The organism is Streptomyces sp. NPDC002788 (genome assembly GCF_053592115.1).
In genome coordinates this window covers 170,988-186,326 of record NZ_JBSFVB010000010.1, presented here as the reverse complement: position 1 = coordinate 186,326, position 15,339 = coordinate 170,988, and the positions used below count along the sequence as shown (strand labels likewise).

13 protein-coding genes are annotated in these 15,339 nt (G+C 72.4%); 6 read left to right on the top strand and 7 right to left on the bottom strand.

The window, feature by feature from the left end; translation table 11 throughout:
- Positions 1–122 precede the first annotated feature (122 nt).
- On the top strand, positions 123–2,516 hold the full coding sequence (locus ACWD1U_RS20390; RefSeq protein ID WP_451109273.1) for an HAD-IC family P-type ATPase: 2,394 nt from the start codon (positions 123–125) through the stop codon (positions 2,514–2,516).
- An 11-nt stretch (positions 2,517–2,527) separates the two neighbouring features.
- Here ACWD1U_RS20390 and ACWD1U_RS20385 read toward each other — a convergent pair whose 3' ends face one another.
- The 4 genes from ACWD1U_RS20385 to ACWD1U_RS20370 form a co-directional block, all read right to left on the bottom strand.
- Complete coding sequence (locus ACWD1U_RS20385) at positions 2,528–3,388, bottom strand: hypothetical protein (RefSeq protein WP_451109271.1); 861 nt, start codon at positions 3,386–3,388, stop codon at positions 2,528–2,530.
- Between the two features lie 197 nt (positions 3,389–3,585).
- Positions 3,586–4,452 carry a calcium-binding protein gene (locus ACWD1U_RS20380; RefSeq protein ID WP_451109269.1) on the bottom strand — a complete coding sequence of 289 codons (867 nt, stop codon included), beginning with the start codon at positions 4,450–4,452 and terminating at the stop codon, positions 3,586–3,588.
- A 168-nt stretch (positions 4,453–4,620) separates the two neighbouring features.
- Positions 4,621–7,770 (bottom strand): sacsin N-terminal ATP-binding-like domain-containing protein, encoded by a 3,150-nt coding sequence (locus ACWD1U_RS20375; RefSeq protein WP_451109268.1) that lies wholly within the window; start codon positions 7,768–7,770, stop codon positions 4,621–4,623.
- Positions 7,771–7,897: 127 nt separating this feature from the next.
- A complete protein-coding gene (locus ACWD1U_RS20370; protein WP_451109266.1) occupies positions 7,898–8,824 on the bottom strand; it encodes a DUF3027 domain-containing protein in 927 nt (308 codons plus the stop codon).
- A 272-nt stretch (positions 8,825–9,096) separates the two neighbouring features.
- On the opposite strand from ACWD1U_RS20370, the gene ACWD1U_RS20365 reads away from it, so the two are divergent.
- The 4 genes from ACWD1U_RS20365 to ACWD1U_RS20350 all read left to right on the top strand — a co-directional run bounded on the left by ACWD1U_RS20365 (position 9,097) and on the right by ACWD1U_RS20350 (position 12,717).
- Complete coding sequence (locus ACWD1U_RS20365; protein ID WP_451109265.1) at positions 9,097–10,530, top strand: MFS transporter; 1,434 nt, start codon at positions 9,097–9,099, stop codon at positions 10,528–10,530.
- A 189-nt stretch (positions 10,531–10,719) separates the two neighbouring features.
- On the top strand, positions 10,720–11,193 hold the full coding sequence (locus ACWD1U_RS20360) for a DUF2771 domain-containing protein (protein ID WP_451109263.1): 474 nt from the start codon (positions 10,720–10,722) through the stop codon (positions 11,191–11,193).
- 23 nt (positions 11,194–11,216) lie between these two features.
- On the top strand, positions 11,217–11,879 hold the full coding sequence (locus tag ACWD1U_RS20355; protein ID WP_451109262.1) for a futalosine hydrolase: 663 nt from the start codon (positions 11,217–11,219) through the stop codon (positions 11,877–11,879).
- Positions 11,869–12,717 carry a 1,4-dihydroxy-6-naphthoate synthase gene (locus ACWD1U_RS20350; protein WP_451109261.1) on the top strand — a complete coding sequence of 283 codons (849 nt, stop codon included), beginning with the start codon at positions 11,869–11,871 and terminating at the stop codon, positions 12,715–12,717. Before ACWD1U_RS20355 ends, ACWD1U_RS20350 begins: the two co-directional genes overlap by 11 nt.
- A gap of 3 nt (positions 12,718–12,720) precedes the next feature.
- Here ACWD1U_RS20350 and ACWD1U_RS20345 read toward each other — a convergent pair whose 3' ends face one another.
- Positions 12,721–13,104 carry a cold-shock protein gene (locus ACWD1U_RS20345; protein WP_010035896.1) on the bottom strand — a complete coding sequence of 128 codons (384 nt, stop codon included), beginning with the start codon at positions 13,102–13,104 and terminating at the stop codon, positions 12,721–12,723.
- A gap of 164 nt (positions 13,105–13,268) precedes the next feature.
- On the opposite strand from ACWD1U_RS20345, the gene ACWD1U_RS20340 reads away from it, so the two are divergent.
- Positions 13,269–13,517 carry a hypothetical protein gene (locus ACWD1U_RS20340; RefSeq protein ID WP_039932946.1) on the top strand — a complete coding sequence of 83 codons (249 nt, stop codon included), beginning with the start codon at positions 13,269–13,271 and terminating at the stop codon, positions 13,515–13,517.
- Here the strand turns inward: ACWD1U_RS20340 and ACWD1U_RS20335 are convergent.
- Both ACWD1U_RS20335 and ACWD1U_RS20330 read right to left on the bottom strand, forming a co-directional pair.
- A complete protein-coding gene (locus ACWD1U_RS20335; RefSeq protein ID WP_451109259.1) occupies positions 13,496–14,128 on the bottom strand; it encodes an HAD family hydrolase in 633 nt (210 codons plus the stop codon). The two genes, ACWD1U_RS20340 and ACWD1U_RS20335, sit on opposite strands and share 22 nt — an antisense overlap.
- A 51-nt stretch (positions 14,129–14,179) precedes the next feature.
- Positions 14,180–15,190 (bottom strand): HAAS signaling domain-containing protein, encoded by a 1,011-nt coding sequence (locus ACWD1U_RS20330; RefSeq protein ID WP_451109258.1) that lies wholly within the window; start codon positions 15,188–15,190, stop codon positions 14,180–14,182.
- Positions 15,191–15,339: the final 149 nt, after the last annotated feature.

Sequence of the window (15,339 nt, the reverse complement as noted above, 5' to 3'; positions counted from 1 at the left end):
GGCACCGGGGTCCGACGGCGGACAACTGCCGTACGACCACGGCATGAAGTCGGTCCTCCCCGGGTCGGATCTTCCTCGCATTCGGCAGGTGAACCGGCAAAACCGCACGTACCGTCGAAGGCATGACGCATCTCGACGCGGGTGCCCGGCTCGACTCCGCGCGGCCGGCGACGGTCACCTCACGCGAGACCGGACTGACCAGCGCTCAGGTCGCCGAGCGGGTGGAGCGCGGCCAGGTCAACGACGTCCCGGTACGCAGCAGCCGGTCCACCGTCGACATCGTCCGCGCGAACGTCTTCACCCGCTTCAACGCGATCATCGGCGTGCTGTGGCTGATCATGCTGGTCGTCGCGCCGATCCAGGACAGCCTGTTCGGTTTCGTGATCCTCGCCAACACCGGCATCGGGATCGTCCAGGAGTGGCGGGCGAAGAAGACGCTGGACTCGCTCGCGCTGATCGGCGAGGTGCGGCCGACCGTGCGCCGGGACGGCGCCGCCGGGCAGGTCAGCACGTCCGAGATCGTCCTCGACGACCTGATCGAGATCGGGCCGGGCGACAAGGTCGTCGTCGACGGTGTCTGTGCCGAGGCCGACGGGCTGGAGATCGACGAGTCGCTGCTCACCGGCGAGGCCGACCCGGTCGTCAAACACCCCGGCGATCAGGTGATGTCGGGCAGCTTCGTGGTCGCGGGCGGCGGGGCGTTCCAGGCCACGAAGGTCGGGCGAGAGGCGTACGCCGCGCAGCTCGCCGAGGAGGCGTCGCGGTTCACGCTCGTCCAGTCCGAGCTGCGGTCGGGCATCTCCACGATCCTGAAGTACGTCACCTGGATGATGGTCCCGACCGCGATCGGCCTGATCATCAGCCAGCTGTTCGTGAAGGAGAACGCCTTCGACGACTCCGTCGCCCGCACGGTCGGCGGCATCGTCCCGATGGTCCCCGAGGGCCTGGTCCTGCTCACGTCCGTCGCCTTCGCCATCGGCGTCATCCGCCTCGGCCGCAAACAGTGCCTGGTGCAGGAGCTGCCCGCGATCGAGGGCCTCGCCCGCGTCGACACCGTCTGCCTCGACAAGACCGGCACCCTCACCGAGGGCGGCATGGACGTCACCGAGCTGCGGCCCCTGCAGGGCGCCGACGAGACGTACGTACGGAAGGTCCTCGGCGCCCTCGGTGAGTCGGACCCGCGGCCGAACGCCTCCCTGAAGGCGATCATCGACGCCTACCCGGCCGTCGAGGGCTGGCGCTGCACCGAGGCGCTGCCGTTCTCCTCCGCCCGCAAGTACAGCGGCGCCGCGTTCAGCGAGGACGACGGGCAGGCCGGCAGGTGGCTGCTGGGCGCGCCCGACGTGCTGCTGCCCGACGACGACCCGGCCCTGGCCGAGACCGGGCGGCTGAACGAGCAGGGTCTGCGGGTGCTGCTGCTCGTCCGGGTGGCGCGGGACTTCGACGATCCCGAGGTGACGAAGGGCGCGGAGCCCACCGCCCTGGTCGTACTGGAGCAGCGGCTGCGGCCGGACGCGGCCGACACGCTGCGCTATTTCGCCGACCAGAACGTCCAGGCGAAGGTCATCTCCGGTGACAACGCCGTGTCGGTCGGGGCGGTCGCCGCCAAGCTGGGGCTGTCCGGGGCCACCGTGGACGCGCGGCGGCTGCCCGCCGATCAGGACGAGATGGCCGACGCCCTCGACGACGGCACGGTGTTCGGGCGAGTCACACCGCAGCAGAAGCGGAACATGGTGGGCGCGCTCCAGTCCCGCGGGCACACCGTCGCGATGACCGGTGACGGGGTGAACGACGTGCTCGCCCTGAAGGACGCCGACATCGGCGTCGCGATGGGCTCCGGCTCGGAGGCGACCCGGGCGGTCGCGCAGATCGTGCTGCTGAACAACAGCTTCGCCACGCTGCCGTCGGTGGTCGCCGAGGGCCGCCGGGTCATCGGCAACATCACGCGCGTGGCGACCCTGTTCCTCGTCAAGACGGTCTACTCGGTGCTGCTGGCCGTCCTGGTGGTGTGCTCGCAGGTGGAGTACCCGTTCCTGCCCCGCCACCTGACGCTGCTCTCCACGCTGACCATCGGCGTCCCGGCGTTCTTCCTGGCGCTCGCGCCCAACAAGGAGCGCGCGAAGCCGAACTTCGTACGGCGGGTCATGCGGTACGCGATCCCGGGCGGGGTCGTGGCCGCGGTGGCGACCTTCGCGACGTACCTCGCCGCCCGGGGGCACTACACCGGGGCGGGCGCGCTGGACGCGGAGACCAGTGCCGCGACGCTCACATTGTTCCTCATCTCGATATGGGTCCTGGCGATCATCGCCCGCCCCTACACCTGGTGGCGCGTCGCGCTGGTCGCCTCGATGGCCGGCACGTTCCTGCTCGTCCTGGTCGTGCCGTGGCTGCAGCACTTCTTCGCGCTGAAGCTGGTCGGGATGACGATGCCGTGGATCGCGGTCGGCATCGCGGTGGTGGCGGCGGCCACCCTGGAACTCCTGTGGAGGTGGGTGGACCGCCGCCTGCCCGCTTGACGCGGGTTTCCTTACCGCACGTCGACGTAGTCGCCCGTGGCGTTGACCGCCGGGGTGGTCGTGGTGCCGGCGAAGCTGAAGCGCCAGTAGCCGTCGTACTGGGCGGTCGCGGTGGCCTTCAGGTTGCCGTACCGGTCGCTGTACACCGTCTTGACCGTGGTGTACGTGCTGGTGCCCGCCTTGCGGAACTGGAGCTTGACCGGCTGGTTGGTGTAGCCGTGGTAAGCGTTGTCCTCCCAGTTGGCGCGGGACAGCTTGCCGGTGGACGTGACGGTCTTGCCCTTGGTGACGGGCTCGGGACCGGCGTTGACGGTCAGCTTGGAGTAGCGCTGCACCTTGGTGCTGCCCAGGCCGCCCTGCATCTTCTTGTCGCCGTTGCTGGTGACGGCGAGGGCGCCGGCGCCCCAGGTGCCGGCGTCGGAGTTGAACAGGTCGCCGTCGGCCGGGCGGATGCTGATGACGCCCTTGCAGTTGAGGACGGTCGACGAGGCGGCGGTGCAGGTGGCCGGGTCGTCGCTGATGAGGACGTTGTCCGCGGTGTCCAACGAGGAGCCGTGGTAGATCAGCGGGCCGGTGGCGAAGTTGTCCGAGCTGGTGTCGAGGTCCGCGGCGTGGGTCACGGTGTAGGTGACCGGGACGCTGACCACGTTCGTGGTGCCGACGACGATGTTCTTGCCGCTGTTGACCTTCACGTTGGAGAAGGTGACGTCGAGGGTCGACGCGGTGGTGGTGCTGCCCGAGTCGGCACCGGCCGAGGCGGAGCCGAAGGCCGTCTTGCCGGACGGTGCGTCGGCGGCCTGGGCGGCCGGCACGGCAAGGGCGGAGAGGGCCAGGGCGCCGGCGACGGCGGCCACGGTGGCTCGCATGTGCATGTGTTCCCCAGGGGGAGAAGTGATCGTGGAGTCTGTTGACTCACGCGATCAGATCCGCGAGCCCGTCGGCAGGTTGTAGGACCGGGTCCGGGTTTTGCCGCCTCATCCGCAACGTTTGACACATTCATGGGACACGCGACACCGCCGGCCCCGGGACGGGTCCCGTGACCGGCGGTGTCGTCCCTGCGGGGACGGTGTCAGCGCACGTCGACGAAGTCGCCCGTGGCGTTGACGGCCGGGGTGGTCGTCGTGCCCGCGAAGGAGTAGCGGAAGTAGCCGTCGACGGAGGCCGTGACGGTGGTCTTCAGCTCACCCGTGCTGTTCGACTTGATGGTCTTCACCGTGGTGTAGGTGCTGGAGCTCTTCTTGCGGAACTGCAGCTTCACCGACTGGTTCGTGTAGCCGTGGTACTTGTTGTCGTCCCAGTTGGCGCGGGACAGCTTGCCGGTGACGGTGATGGTCTTGCCCTTGGTCACCGGCTCCGGCGAGGCGTTGACCGTCAGCCGGGAGGCGCGCTGGACCTTGGCGGTCTTGTAGGCGTCGCGGATGACGTAGTCGCCGTCGTTGCCGATGGCGCCGACCCACACCTTCCAGGTGCCGGCCAGGATGTTGCCGTAGATGTTCGTCTGCGGGTCGGCGACCAGCGTGACCTTGCAGGTCGCGGTGGTGGCGCTGGAGTGCGTGCAGGTGCCGACCTGCTCGTCGTCCAGGTTGTCCGGGACGATCGCGCCGTCGGCGGTGTCGGGGTCCGAACCGTGCCACAGGACCGGGAAGGCGTCGTAGATGCCCTCCGGGTCGGTGGCCGTGACGGAGACGGTGAAGGACTTCTTGACGGTCGTGCCGACCACGATGTTCTTGCCGCCGTTGACGGTCACGCCGGTGACCTTGGTGTCGCCGAAGGACTCGTCCGCCGGGGCGGCGGCTGCGAACGGCGTGGCCTTCGAGGTGGACGGGACCAGCGAAGCCAGGTTCGGCATCTGGTCGCCCGCCTGCGCGGCCGGCACGGCAAGGGCGGAGAGGGCCAGGGCGCCGGTGACGGCGGCCACAGTGGCTCGGATACGCATGCGTTCTCCAGGTGAGGGGCCCCAGTGCTCGTCGTCGGCTCTCGGGGCCCAAGTGATCGTGGAGTCTGTTGACTCACGTGATCAGATCCCTCAGCGGTACGCATGGTTGTACGGCTGGTGAAAAATATGTGCGGGAGTTTTCACCAACGGCCGTACGTCACCACCGGATCAGTCGAACCACCGGTCCCTCCCCAACTCCTCCGTCCGTGACGGGTCTTCCAGCAGCGCCGCCACCTCGAACCGCCGCGGCCACTGCCCCGCCGCCCACGCCAGCCCCGCGGCGACGCCCTCCAGGGTGGCGGCGTGCAGCACGCCGTCGTCCGTGAGCCGCCAGTCGATCTCCACGCCGTCGACGACGAGTTCGTCGTGCTCGACGTAGGTGGCCGGGGCCAGCCGGCCGAGCAGCACCCGCACCGGCTCCGGTACGTCGTGCTCGGCGCCCTCGGAGGTGACCTCCCCGGTGACGGACTCGCTCAGCCGCCGCACCTGGAACAGCTCGGCCAACTCGGCTGCTCCCGAGGGGCGTACGGGGAGCAGGGGAACACCGGACGTGAACGGCAGCAGGTCCGGTGAATCGCACACCACGGCGTCGGCCGCGTCCACGACCTCCACCCGGCCGTCGGTGACCGCCCGCAGCTCGTCCGGCAGGGTCACCTGCTCCGGGTCCAGCTCGGCCAGCGCGCTGTACAGGGCGTGCAGCTGAGCGTCCGTCACCTCCCGCTCGGGGTCGGCGAGCCGGTCGAGCAGCTCGGCGGCCCCGCCGGGTTCGTCCAGCAGCGCGGCGACGGACGTCCGTACGCCCAGCGCCCGCAGCACCTGCTCGTCCTCGAAGCCGGTGGCGTCGGCCTCGTCGTACAGCCCGCGCAGCAGCGGGTCACCGCCGGCGGCGCGCACACCGGCGGGGCGGCGGCCGTCCAGCACCGGGTTTCCGCGCAACCACCAGGCGGTGTACGGCCGGACGACCTCGTGCGTCCCGTCGTGCAGCAGGATCCGCACGGGCTGGACGATCGCGTCCCGCAGGGGCGGCTGGGACAACAGGGCCAGGGCCTGCGGCCACTTGTCCTCGTCGACCAGGTCCAGGTCCCGCACGGCGACGATCTCGGTCGCGACCGGCGGCACGGGGCTGTCCGGGAAACGGTCGAGGATGTCCTCACACCACACGTCCACGGCGTCCAGCAGGCCCGGGTCATCGGGCTCGGCGAAGTCCCCTTCGCGGGGCTCCAGTTCGTCCGGGTCGAGGACGACGTCGGTGGCGCGGACCAGCGCGAAGTTCACCAGCACCCCGCAGGCGGCCAGCGGCTGCTCGCCCCACTTCGCGGCCAGCTCGGGGTCCACGGTGGCGAGTTCGCCCTCGCGCATCACCCGGGCGAACGGACCGCCGGGGAAGACGAGTTCGCAGGCGGGGGCCGGTTCGCCGTCCTCGTCGGGCAGGGCGAGCGCGCCGAGCCAGGGCTCGTCACCGGGCTCCAGGCCGGCGTCCCGCACCAGCGCGAGCACGGTGTCGGCCAGCTCGTCGGCGTCGAGGGAGTCCTCCTCCCAGTTCACGCCGCCCTCGTCGTCCAGCGACGCGGCGACGGCGGACCGCACCTGCGGGGTGGTGAGGACGGCCCGCGGGGTCGCGGGCAGGGCGCCGAGCTTCTCCAGGATCGGGTGGGCGGCGTCCGGGTGGGCCACCTTCAGCCCGAGCCGGGCCAGCACCTCGGGGTCGATCCGGGCGGTTTCCGCGCCGGGCAGGAGGACCTGCCGGGGCCCGATGGTCGTACGGCTGTCCGCGAGCGGCACCGGCAGCCCCGACAGCCGGTCCGGATCCACACCCGCCAGGCTGTCGTAGAGGCGCCGCCACCAGCCCGGTTCCTTCTCCAGCCCGGCCAGCCGGTCGATCGCGTCGGTCAGCGGGACGCGGGCGACGCCCAGCGTGCGCAGCTCGGCGCGGCGTTCCAGTCCGGCGGGCAGCAGGGTGGGCAGCACCTCGGCGAGCACCCGCACGGTGTCCGCGCCCGCGCCCTCGACGACCTCGGCGTCCCGGGGCCGCAGGGACTCGGGCAGATCCGCACCGTCCTGGTCGCGGGGCTCGACGGCCGGCGGCAGGGAGGCCGGGTGGGCGGGCGGGAGGAATTCGGTGCGCGGCAGCCGCTCCAGGATCGCCCGGCGCAGGGCGCCGTCCAGCTCGCCCTTGCCGAGCGGACCGGGCACGAGGTCGATGATCCCGGCGGTCACCGGCCGCCAGTCGCCGAGGAGTTCGGCATACGCGTCGGCCGCGCGTTCGACCAGGAAGTCGGTCAGCGGGCCGGGGGCGGCGTGCCGGCGGGTGGAGTCCAGCGGGAACGAGGCGATGAGCAGCGCCGGGACGCCGAGCGGCTCGTCGCTCGGGGTGGGCGCGTGCACCACCGGGCTGGTGCGGGGCCGGGCCGGGCTGCCGTCGCTGTCGACCGGCACGGCCCAGGTGACCGACCAGTGCGGCCGCAGCCGCTCCTCGACGGGCCGGTCGGCGAGCAGGTCGGGCGTGAGGGGGCCGTGGGCGGCGGTGGTACGCCAGTGGGTGACGCCGTTGCCGGAGTCGTCGACGACGGTGAAGGGCCCGTCGGTACGCCGCGTGAGCGTCCGAGGACTCTCCCCGTTGATCTCGACGACGAGCTCTTCCAGCCCGGTGAGGGTGAGGAGGAGGGCGTCGTCGACGGCCCGCAGGAGCCGCTCGGCGAGATCGGCGGCGGCCGCGTCCCGCAACGGCAGGATGACGGCGGTGTCGTAGGGGTCGGGGGCGGTGCCCTCGGCGGCGAACGGCAGCCGCAGCAGCGGTACGTGCCCGTCGCGCCGGCGGACCTCGTCCCCCAGCCCGGGGCTGTGCCGGGCTGTCTCCGCCGCCAGTTCCCTGGCCTCGGCGAGGGACCACCGCACCCCTCCGTGCCGGCCGACCACGGCGGGCTCGTCGGTGACGGACAGCACGGCGGCGAACCCGACACCGAAGCGCCCGACGGAGGGCGTGTCCCGCTTCGCCGACGCCCGCAGCGTGGACAGCGACTCGACCCCAGCCGCGTCCAGCCGGGCGCCGGTGTTGGCGGCGACGAGCACCCCGTCCCGGAGCGTGAGCCGCAACCGCCCCGGCGCCCCGGCCCGGGCCGCCGCGTCGGCGGCGTTCTGGGCGAGCTCGACGACGAGCCGGTCCCGGTAGCCGCCGAGGACCAGATCCTCCTCGGCGTTGGCGTCCTCACGGAACCGGGCGGGGCTGGTGGCCCAGGCGTCGAGGACCCCGCGCCGCAGACGGGCCGTACCGAACGGGTCGGCACCCTCGGCGGCCGGGCGCACGAACTTGCTGCTCACGTTGCGGTTCCTTCTCCTCGTCGACGTGAGGACGAAGGTACCGCCTGGGGAGCGGGGGACGTGCGCCTGTCCGGCCCGGGCTGCCGGGCGCCCGGGTGGGCGCCGGAGACGACAGGGCAGCCGTCGGCTACGAGTGCCCCAGTTCCTCCGTGTCCTCGTCCGTCGTCGTCGGGACCGAGCCGGAGTCCGACGACGGGCGGAGGGGGAACGGGTCGACGCGGGTCTCGTCGATGACCGGCGGGGCCGGCTGGGGCGGACGGGGCATGACCGCGGCCTCCGAGTGGCCGCCGCAGCCGTAGGCGAGGGAGACCAGACGGCCGTCGGCCGGGGAGAACTCGTTGGCGCAGGCGCCGAAGGCCTGGCCGAGGGAGCCGCCGATGGGCACGAGGAAGCCGCAGGTGACGCAGGCCGCGGGGGCCGACTGGGCCATGGGGGTCTTGGCGCCGAACGCCTCCTCCCAGCGGTCGGCCGCGGTGTGCAGGCCGTAGCGGGACAGGACGCGGGCCCGGCGCATGCCCAGTTCCTCCGCGACCGCCGCGATCGAACCGCGCGACGGGGTGAGCGGGAGGCGGGACGGCGGACCCTCGGTGACGTCCGCGTCCTCCGCCTCCACCAGGTCGGCCATCTCGTGGGAGACCGGGGAGTTGGGCAGCGGCTCGTCCTCGCCCGAGTAGCCGGGCTCCAGGCGGAGGTCCTCGGCGTCCGTGGGGAGCAGGTCGCCCGGGCCCATGTCGCCCGGCCGCAGCCGCTCGCTCCACGGCACCCACTCCGGCGCGAGGACCGCGTCCGGGCCGGGCAGCAGCACCGCCTCGTCCACCGTGACGATCTTCGCCCGGGACGCCCGGGCCACCGTCACGGCCCAGCGCCAGCCCCGGTACCCGAGCTCCCGGCACTCGAAGAAGTGCGTGACAACGCGGTCCCCCTCGGAGACCGTCCCCACATGCTCGCCGACGATCCCTGGCGCGGCGGCCTCCTCGGCTGCGGCGCGTGCGAGGTCGACGGCCTCGGCGCACAGACGGTCAGGGGTGCGGCTTCGCGTTGTCGCTGCGCTCACAGGTATCGCTTCTCTCCATACGCCGTCTCACGAGTGCGCCACTCCCAGCGCGGGGGCGGACGGAGCGGACCGGGGGACCGCGTCGACATCCTTCATCCATTTTGCGGGATGGCTGAGATATGCACGCTACCCTTCCGCCCCACTTCGCGTACACCGACGGTCCTGTTCCCCGCGGAACCGGTCATCCGCGATCGCCCCCGGACAGTCACCCCTCAGGCCCTATACAGGCGGTAATGGCACTACCCACAGCGTTATCGGGGCACTATGACGAAGTGGCAGCCGCGAAGACGCCCCAGGACGCCACCGGGACCGGTGGGTCGAAAGGGGTCAAGGGAAGCAGCCGACCGAACGGACCGGGCCGTCGGGGCGGCCCCCTCCGCGCGGTCGGCCGCGCCCTGCACTTCCCGGTGACCGGAACCGCCCGCGGCATCCGCAAGGCCACCCATGCGCACGGCGCCGGCGAGTCCGGCCTCGGCAAGCTGATCGAACTGCACGGCGTGAACGGCGCCGGTGACGTCATGATCACCGTCGCCCTCGCCTCCACCGTCTTCTTCTCCGTGCCCACCGACGAGGCCCGCGGGCGCGTCGCGCTGTACCTCGCCATCACCATGGCGCCCTTCACCCTCCTCGCCCCCGTCATCGGCCCCCTCCTCGACCGCGTCCCGCACGGCCGCCGCGCCGCGATGGCCTGCGCCATGCTGGCCCGGGCACTGCTCGCGATCGTCCTGTCCGGCGCGGTCGTCGGCGGCAGCCTGGAGCTGTACCCGGCCGCGCTCGGCGTCCTCGTCGCCTCGAAGGCGTACGGCGTGGTCAGAAGCGCCGTCGTGCCGCGGCTGCTGCCGCCCGGCTTCTCCCTCGTGAAGGCCAACTCGCGGGTCACCCTCGGCGGCCTCCTCGCCACCGGCATCGCCGCACCCATCGGCGCCGGGCTCCAGCAGATCGGCCCGCGCTGGCCGCTCTACGGCGCCTTCCTGATCTTCGTGGCAGGCACGTTCCTGTCGTTCACGCTGCCGCCGAAGGTCGACTCCGCCAAGGGTGAGGACCGGGCGCTGCTGGCGGCCGACGAGCAGCACCTGCACGGGCCGCACCGCCGGCCGGTCAAGCGCCCCGGGCTGCGCACGGTCGGCCCGGCCGTCACGCACGCCCTGGCCGTCAACGCCTCCATCCGCTGCCTCACCGGCTTCCTGATCTTCTTCCTGGCCTTCCTGCTGCGCGAGCACCCGGTCTCGGGCCAGAGCGCCGCCGTGTCCCTGGGGATAGTGGGCGTCTCGGCGGGCGCGGGCAACGCGCTCGGTACGGCAGTCGGGGCGTGGCTGCGCTCCCGGGCGCCGGAGATCATCATCGTGACGGTCGTGGCCTGCGTGCTGGGCGCGGCGATCACGGCCGCGGTGTTCTTCGGCGCGATCCTGGTGGCCTGTCTGGCCGCGGTGGCGGGCTTCGCCCAGGCCCTCGCGAAGCTGTCCCTCGACGCGCTGATCCAGCGGGACGTCCCCGAGCTCGTCCGCACGTCGGCCTTCGCCCGCTCCGAGACCCTCCTGCAGATGTCCTGGGTGCTCGGGGGGGCGGTCGGCATCGTCATGCCGCTCAACGGCACGCTCGGCCTCGCGGTGGGCGCCGCGATCATCGGCACCGGGTGGCTGACGACCGTGCGGGGGCTGATCGGCTCGGCACGACGCGGCGGCACGGGCCGGCCGAGGGTGGCGTAGGCGGGTACGGGACGCGCGGGCAGGCCTTTCGGCGTGCGGCGGGTCCGGGCGGCACAGGCGGACCCGGTATGCGCCGGGCGGGTCCGGGCCGAGCGGAGGGGGTGCGGGGTGGCGCAGGTGAGTGCGGGTGTGCGGGCGCGCCGTACCCCGCGTGGGCGGTCCGACCCGCGGGCCCGATAGCCTTCGCCCATGAACACGTTGCAATCCGCTGTGCGACGCCGCCGCGCCGTCGCCGCCGCCGGCGTCGTATCCGCCGGACTGCTCGTCCTGTCGGCCTGTGACAAGCCGACGCCGATGGCCACGGTCACCGTGGGCAGCGACTCGGTGAACTCCGAGGCCACCTGTGGCGGCGAGGGCAGCGCCCTGAAGCCGTCCGATCTCACCCAGTGCCTGAAGGACAAGGGCGTCAAGAACATCTCCGTCGACCCGGACGAGACCGTCCGCTTCGGTGTCGACCCGGAGATCGCCGACAAGGGCTGGACGATCCTGATGAACGGTCAGCCGCTGACCGACTCCAGCACGAAGACGTACCGCACCATTCCGGGCAGCGTGTTCTTCAACGCCCAGTACGGCGCGCAGGGCAACTCGACGCTGGTGTCCATCAAGGAGGGCGACAAGGACACCTCCGGGCTCTGGAACTTCAAGCTCAAGAAGGACGCCTGATCGCTGCCGCCGGGCTTGGCCGGGTGCTGGTCGCCACCGCGGTTCCCGTGGAACGGGACGCGGTGGCCACGGCCTGTGGGGCGCTGTCCGGTAGTACGGTCGACGTGATCGCCGCCGGGGTCGGGCCCGCACTCGCCGCCGCCGGTACCGCCTCCGCCCTCACCGCCGCAGCCCTCCGGGGCAGCCCCTACGGCCTCGTCGTCTCCGCCGGGATCGGCGGCGGCTTCCAGCCGGACGCGCCCGTGGGCTCGCTCGTCGTCGCCGAGGAGATCGTCGCGGCCGATCTGGGGGCCGAGACACCGGACGGGTTCCTGTCGGTCACCGAGCTCGGGTTCGGGACCGTCCGGCACCGGTCGCCCGTGGAGCTGGTGCGGCGGGTCGCCGCAGCCACGGGGGCCCGGGCCGGGGCCGTGCTCACCGTGTCCACCGTGACCGGGACGGCCGCCAGGGCCGCCGCACTGCGCGAGCGGCATCCCACCGCTCTCGCCGAGGCCATGGAGGGGTTCGGTGTCGCCGAGGCCGCCGTCGCGCAGGCAGTGCCCGTCGTCGAGATCCGGGCGATCTCCAATCCCGTGGGGCCGAGGGACCGTGCCGCCTGGCGCATCCCCGACGCCCTGGCCGCCCTGACCGAGGGGTTCGGGAAGCTCATGCCCGTACTGGAGAGTTGGAACCGGCATGACAGTTGAGCAGCTGCAGATCGCGTACTCCCCCTGCCCGAACGACACCTTCGTCTTCGACGCCCTAGCCCATGGCCGCGTCCCGGGCGCCCCCGCGCTGGACGTGACCTTCGCCGACATCGACCTCACCAACGGCATGGCCGAGCGCGGCGAGTTGGACGTGCTGAAGGTGTCGTACGCGGTGCTGCCCTACGTCCTCGACGAGTACGCCCTGCTGCCCTGCGGGGGTGCGCTGGGACGGGGCTGCGGGCCGCTGGTGCTGACGCGGCAGCCGGACGTCGACCTGACCGGCCGTACCGTCGCCGTGCCCGGTGAGAAGTCCACCGCGTACCTGCTGTTCCGGCTGTGGGCCGCGGACACCGTGGCCGACGGGGTCGGCGAGATCGTCGTCATGCCGTTCCACGAGATCATGCCGACCGTGCGGGACGGGGAGGTCGACGCCGGACTCGTGATCCACGAGGCGCGCTTCACGTACCGGAACTACGGGCTTCACAAGCTCGCCGACATGGGCGAGCACTGGGAGCACACCACGGGGCTGCCGATCCCGCTGGGCGCGATCATCGCCAAGCGGTCGCTGGGCGAGCAGAAGCTGCGGCTGCTGGCCGACTCCGTACGGACCTCCGTGCGGGCCGCCTGGGACGACCCCGAGGCGTCCCGGCCGTATGTCATGGAGCACGCCCAGGAGATGGACCCGGCCGTCGCCGACCAGCACATCGGACTGTACGTCAACGAGTTCACCGCCGACCTCGGCGAGGACGGCTACGCGGCCGTGCGCGGGCTGCTCACCCGCGCGGCGGCCGAGGGGCTGGTGCCGCCCCTCGGCCCGGACGCTCTGCGGTTCCCCTGAGGCTCAGACGTCCAGCTGGTCGGCGACCGCGCGCAGCAGGCCCGCGATCTTCTTGCCGGCGGTCTTCTCGGGGTAGCGGCCCCGCTCCAGCATCGGCGTGATGTTCTCCAGGAGGGTGGTCAGATCCTGGACGATCGAGGCCAGCTCGTCCGGCTTCTTGCGGGTCGCCGCCGCGACGGACGGGGTCGGGTCCAGGATCGTCAGGGACAGCGCCTGGTCGCCGCGCTGGCCGGCGACGACCCCGAACTCCACCCGCTGACCCGGCTTGAGCGTCTCGACTCCGGCGGGGAGGACCGAGGAATGGACGAAGACGTCGCCGCCGTCGTCGCGGGAGAGGAAGCCGAAGCCCTTCTCGCTGTTGAACCACTTGACCTTGCCGGTAGGCACGTCTGTCCTCGTCCTCGTACTCGTCGGAAAACTGCTTCTGAAAACGGCTCTTGATAGCACTCGGGCGGGTCGAACGGACCCGCCGGTACCAAGGCTAATGCTCTTGCAGCCGGTGACAAGACGTCACTCGGTTGTTCCTTCGCGCTGGGAACTACCCTGGTCGGGTGCGTGACAAAACCCAAACGAATTCCGCCGCTCCCGGTGACCGGCTGGTCCGTGCCGGAGCCGTCGTCTTCTTCATCGGCGCCGTGGCCACACTGGTCACGGTGGCCCCGCTGTTCCTCGGGACGACGCCCTTTCCTACGTACATGTTCGGATTGAGCATGCTCATGGCGGTCGGATTCCTGATGGCCGGCGCGGGAGTGCTGCGTTCCGTGGCGGCGGGCCGGCGTCAGGCGCGTGCGGGGCGGTAGCCCGCAATCCACCCCGGGAATTCGGTCAGGTCCGTGAGGACGACGTCCGCGCCGGCCGCGCGCAGTTCCTCCGGGGGGCAGGGGCCGGTGGGCACCGCGACCGACAGCGCGCCGGCCGTCCGGGCACCGCGGACGTCTCCGACGTGGTCGCCGACGTAGACGCTCGCCTCGTGCTCGCGCAGGGCCTCCGCCTTCTGCTCGGCCCACAGGTCGCCGATGACGGCGTCGGGCTCGATGCCGAGGTGGGCGAGGTGCAGCTTGGCGTTGGGCTCGTATTTGGCGGTGACGACTATCGCGCGCCCGCCGGCGTCCCGTACGGCGGCGATGGCCTCCCGGGCGCCGGGCATCGCCGGGGTCGCCGCGATGGCGATGGCGGGGTACATCTCCCGGTACACGTCCGCCACCGTCTCGACCTCATCCGCCGGGAACCAGTTGACCAACTCCTCTGCCAGCGGCGGCCCGAGCCGTGTGACCGCGAGGTCGGCGTCGATGTAGACGCCCGTCCGCTCGGAAAGGGCCTGGTAGCAGGCGCGGATGCCGGGGCGGGAGTCGATGAGGGTCATGTCGAGGTCGAAGCCGACGGTGAGCGCGGGCGAGGTCGTGGAGGCCATACGGGCCATTGTGCCCAGGCCGTGTGAACGGCGGACGCCGCCTGTGAACGGCTACGGCCGGCGTTGCGAGCGCCACACCAGGAACAATGCCGACGTCACCGCCGCCGCTCTCACCACCCACGGCCACGTCTGCGCCACCGCGTCGTTCATGTGCCCCTCGGCGATGGGGGTGCCCCAGCGGCCGTTCATCCTGCCCCAGAGCCAGACCAGGCCGCCCGCCACGGAGAGGCCGGGCAGGATCACGACCGCCCACTTCGTCTCCGTCTGGGTCAGGCGGCGGGAGGCGTACGCGAGGAGCCAGCCGAGGAGGAGCACGAACCAGTTGCCGAGCACGGCGCCCGCCACGAGGAGCCCGGCGGCGACCAGCAGGAAGGGGTTGCTCCAGCCGCCCGCGGGGAGGCGCGGGAGACGGCGGCGGGTGCCGGTCTCGTCGGCCTTCTCGTCCGCCTCGACGACCGCAGCGGACTCCTCGGCGGCCTGCTCGTCCTTCTCCGCCCTGCGCTGCGGCGGCTTCAGCAGATCCGGCAGCTCCACCCCGCCGACGAAACCCGGCACCTCGTCGCCCACGCCGAACGGGCTGCCGTCCACCCGCCACCAGTCCGGCTGGACCGCGCTGTCGCCCAGCTCGTGCCCGGCGGCCAGGTGCGGCGGGGCCGCGCCCTCGGAGCGGGCGGCGTGCGACTCCTGCGCGGGCCGCGCCGGACGGGGACGCGGCACGACGCGCCGCACGACCCCTCCGGGCCGCTCGCCCCGGCCCGCCGGCTCGCGGTCGCGCTGTACGGGCACGGAGGAGGGCGCCGCGTTCCGCGGCGCGCGCTCCGGGCCGGAAGCCGTGCCGTCCGCTGCCGCCGCCACGATCTCGTCGGGGCTGCCCAGGCGGGACAGGATGCGGCGGACGGCGGCGGGCGAGTCGACGGTGCCATTCGCGCGGCGCCGGTCGATCTCGTCGCGCAGGTCCGCGACCAGGCGCATGCGGGTGGCCGAGGACAACTGCTGTTGCTGGGCCACGTCGCCGACACGGCTCAGATACTCGTAAACGACCTGGTCGCTCTCAATCCCCACGAAGTCCCCTCCGGGGCGGGTGCGTTGCGTGACGCCGTCGAAACGACGGTACCGCGCGCACCGGCGGGGCGGCCAAAAGGCGGCCCGGTGTTCGGGGGCGAGGCCGCGCACAGTCGGCTCAGCCGCCGAGGGCAACCCGCTACCGTGGA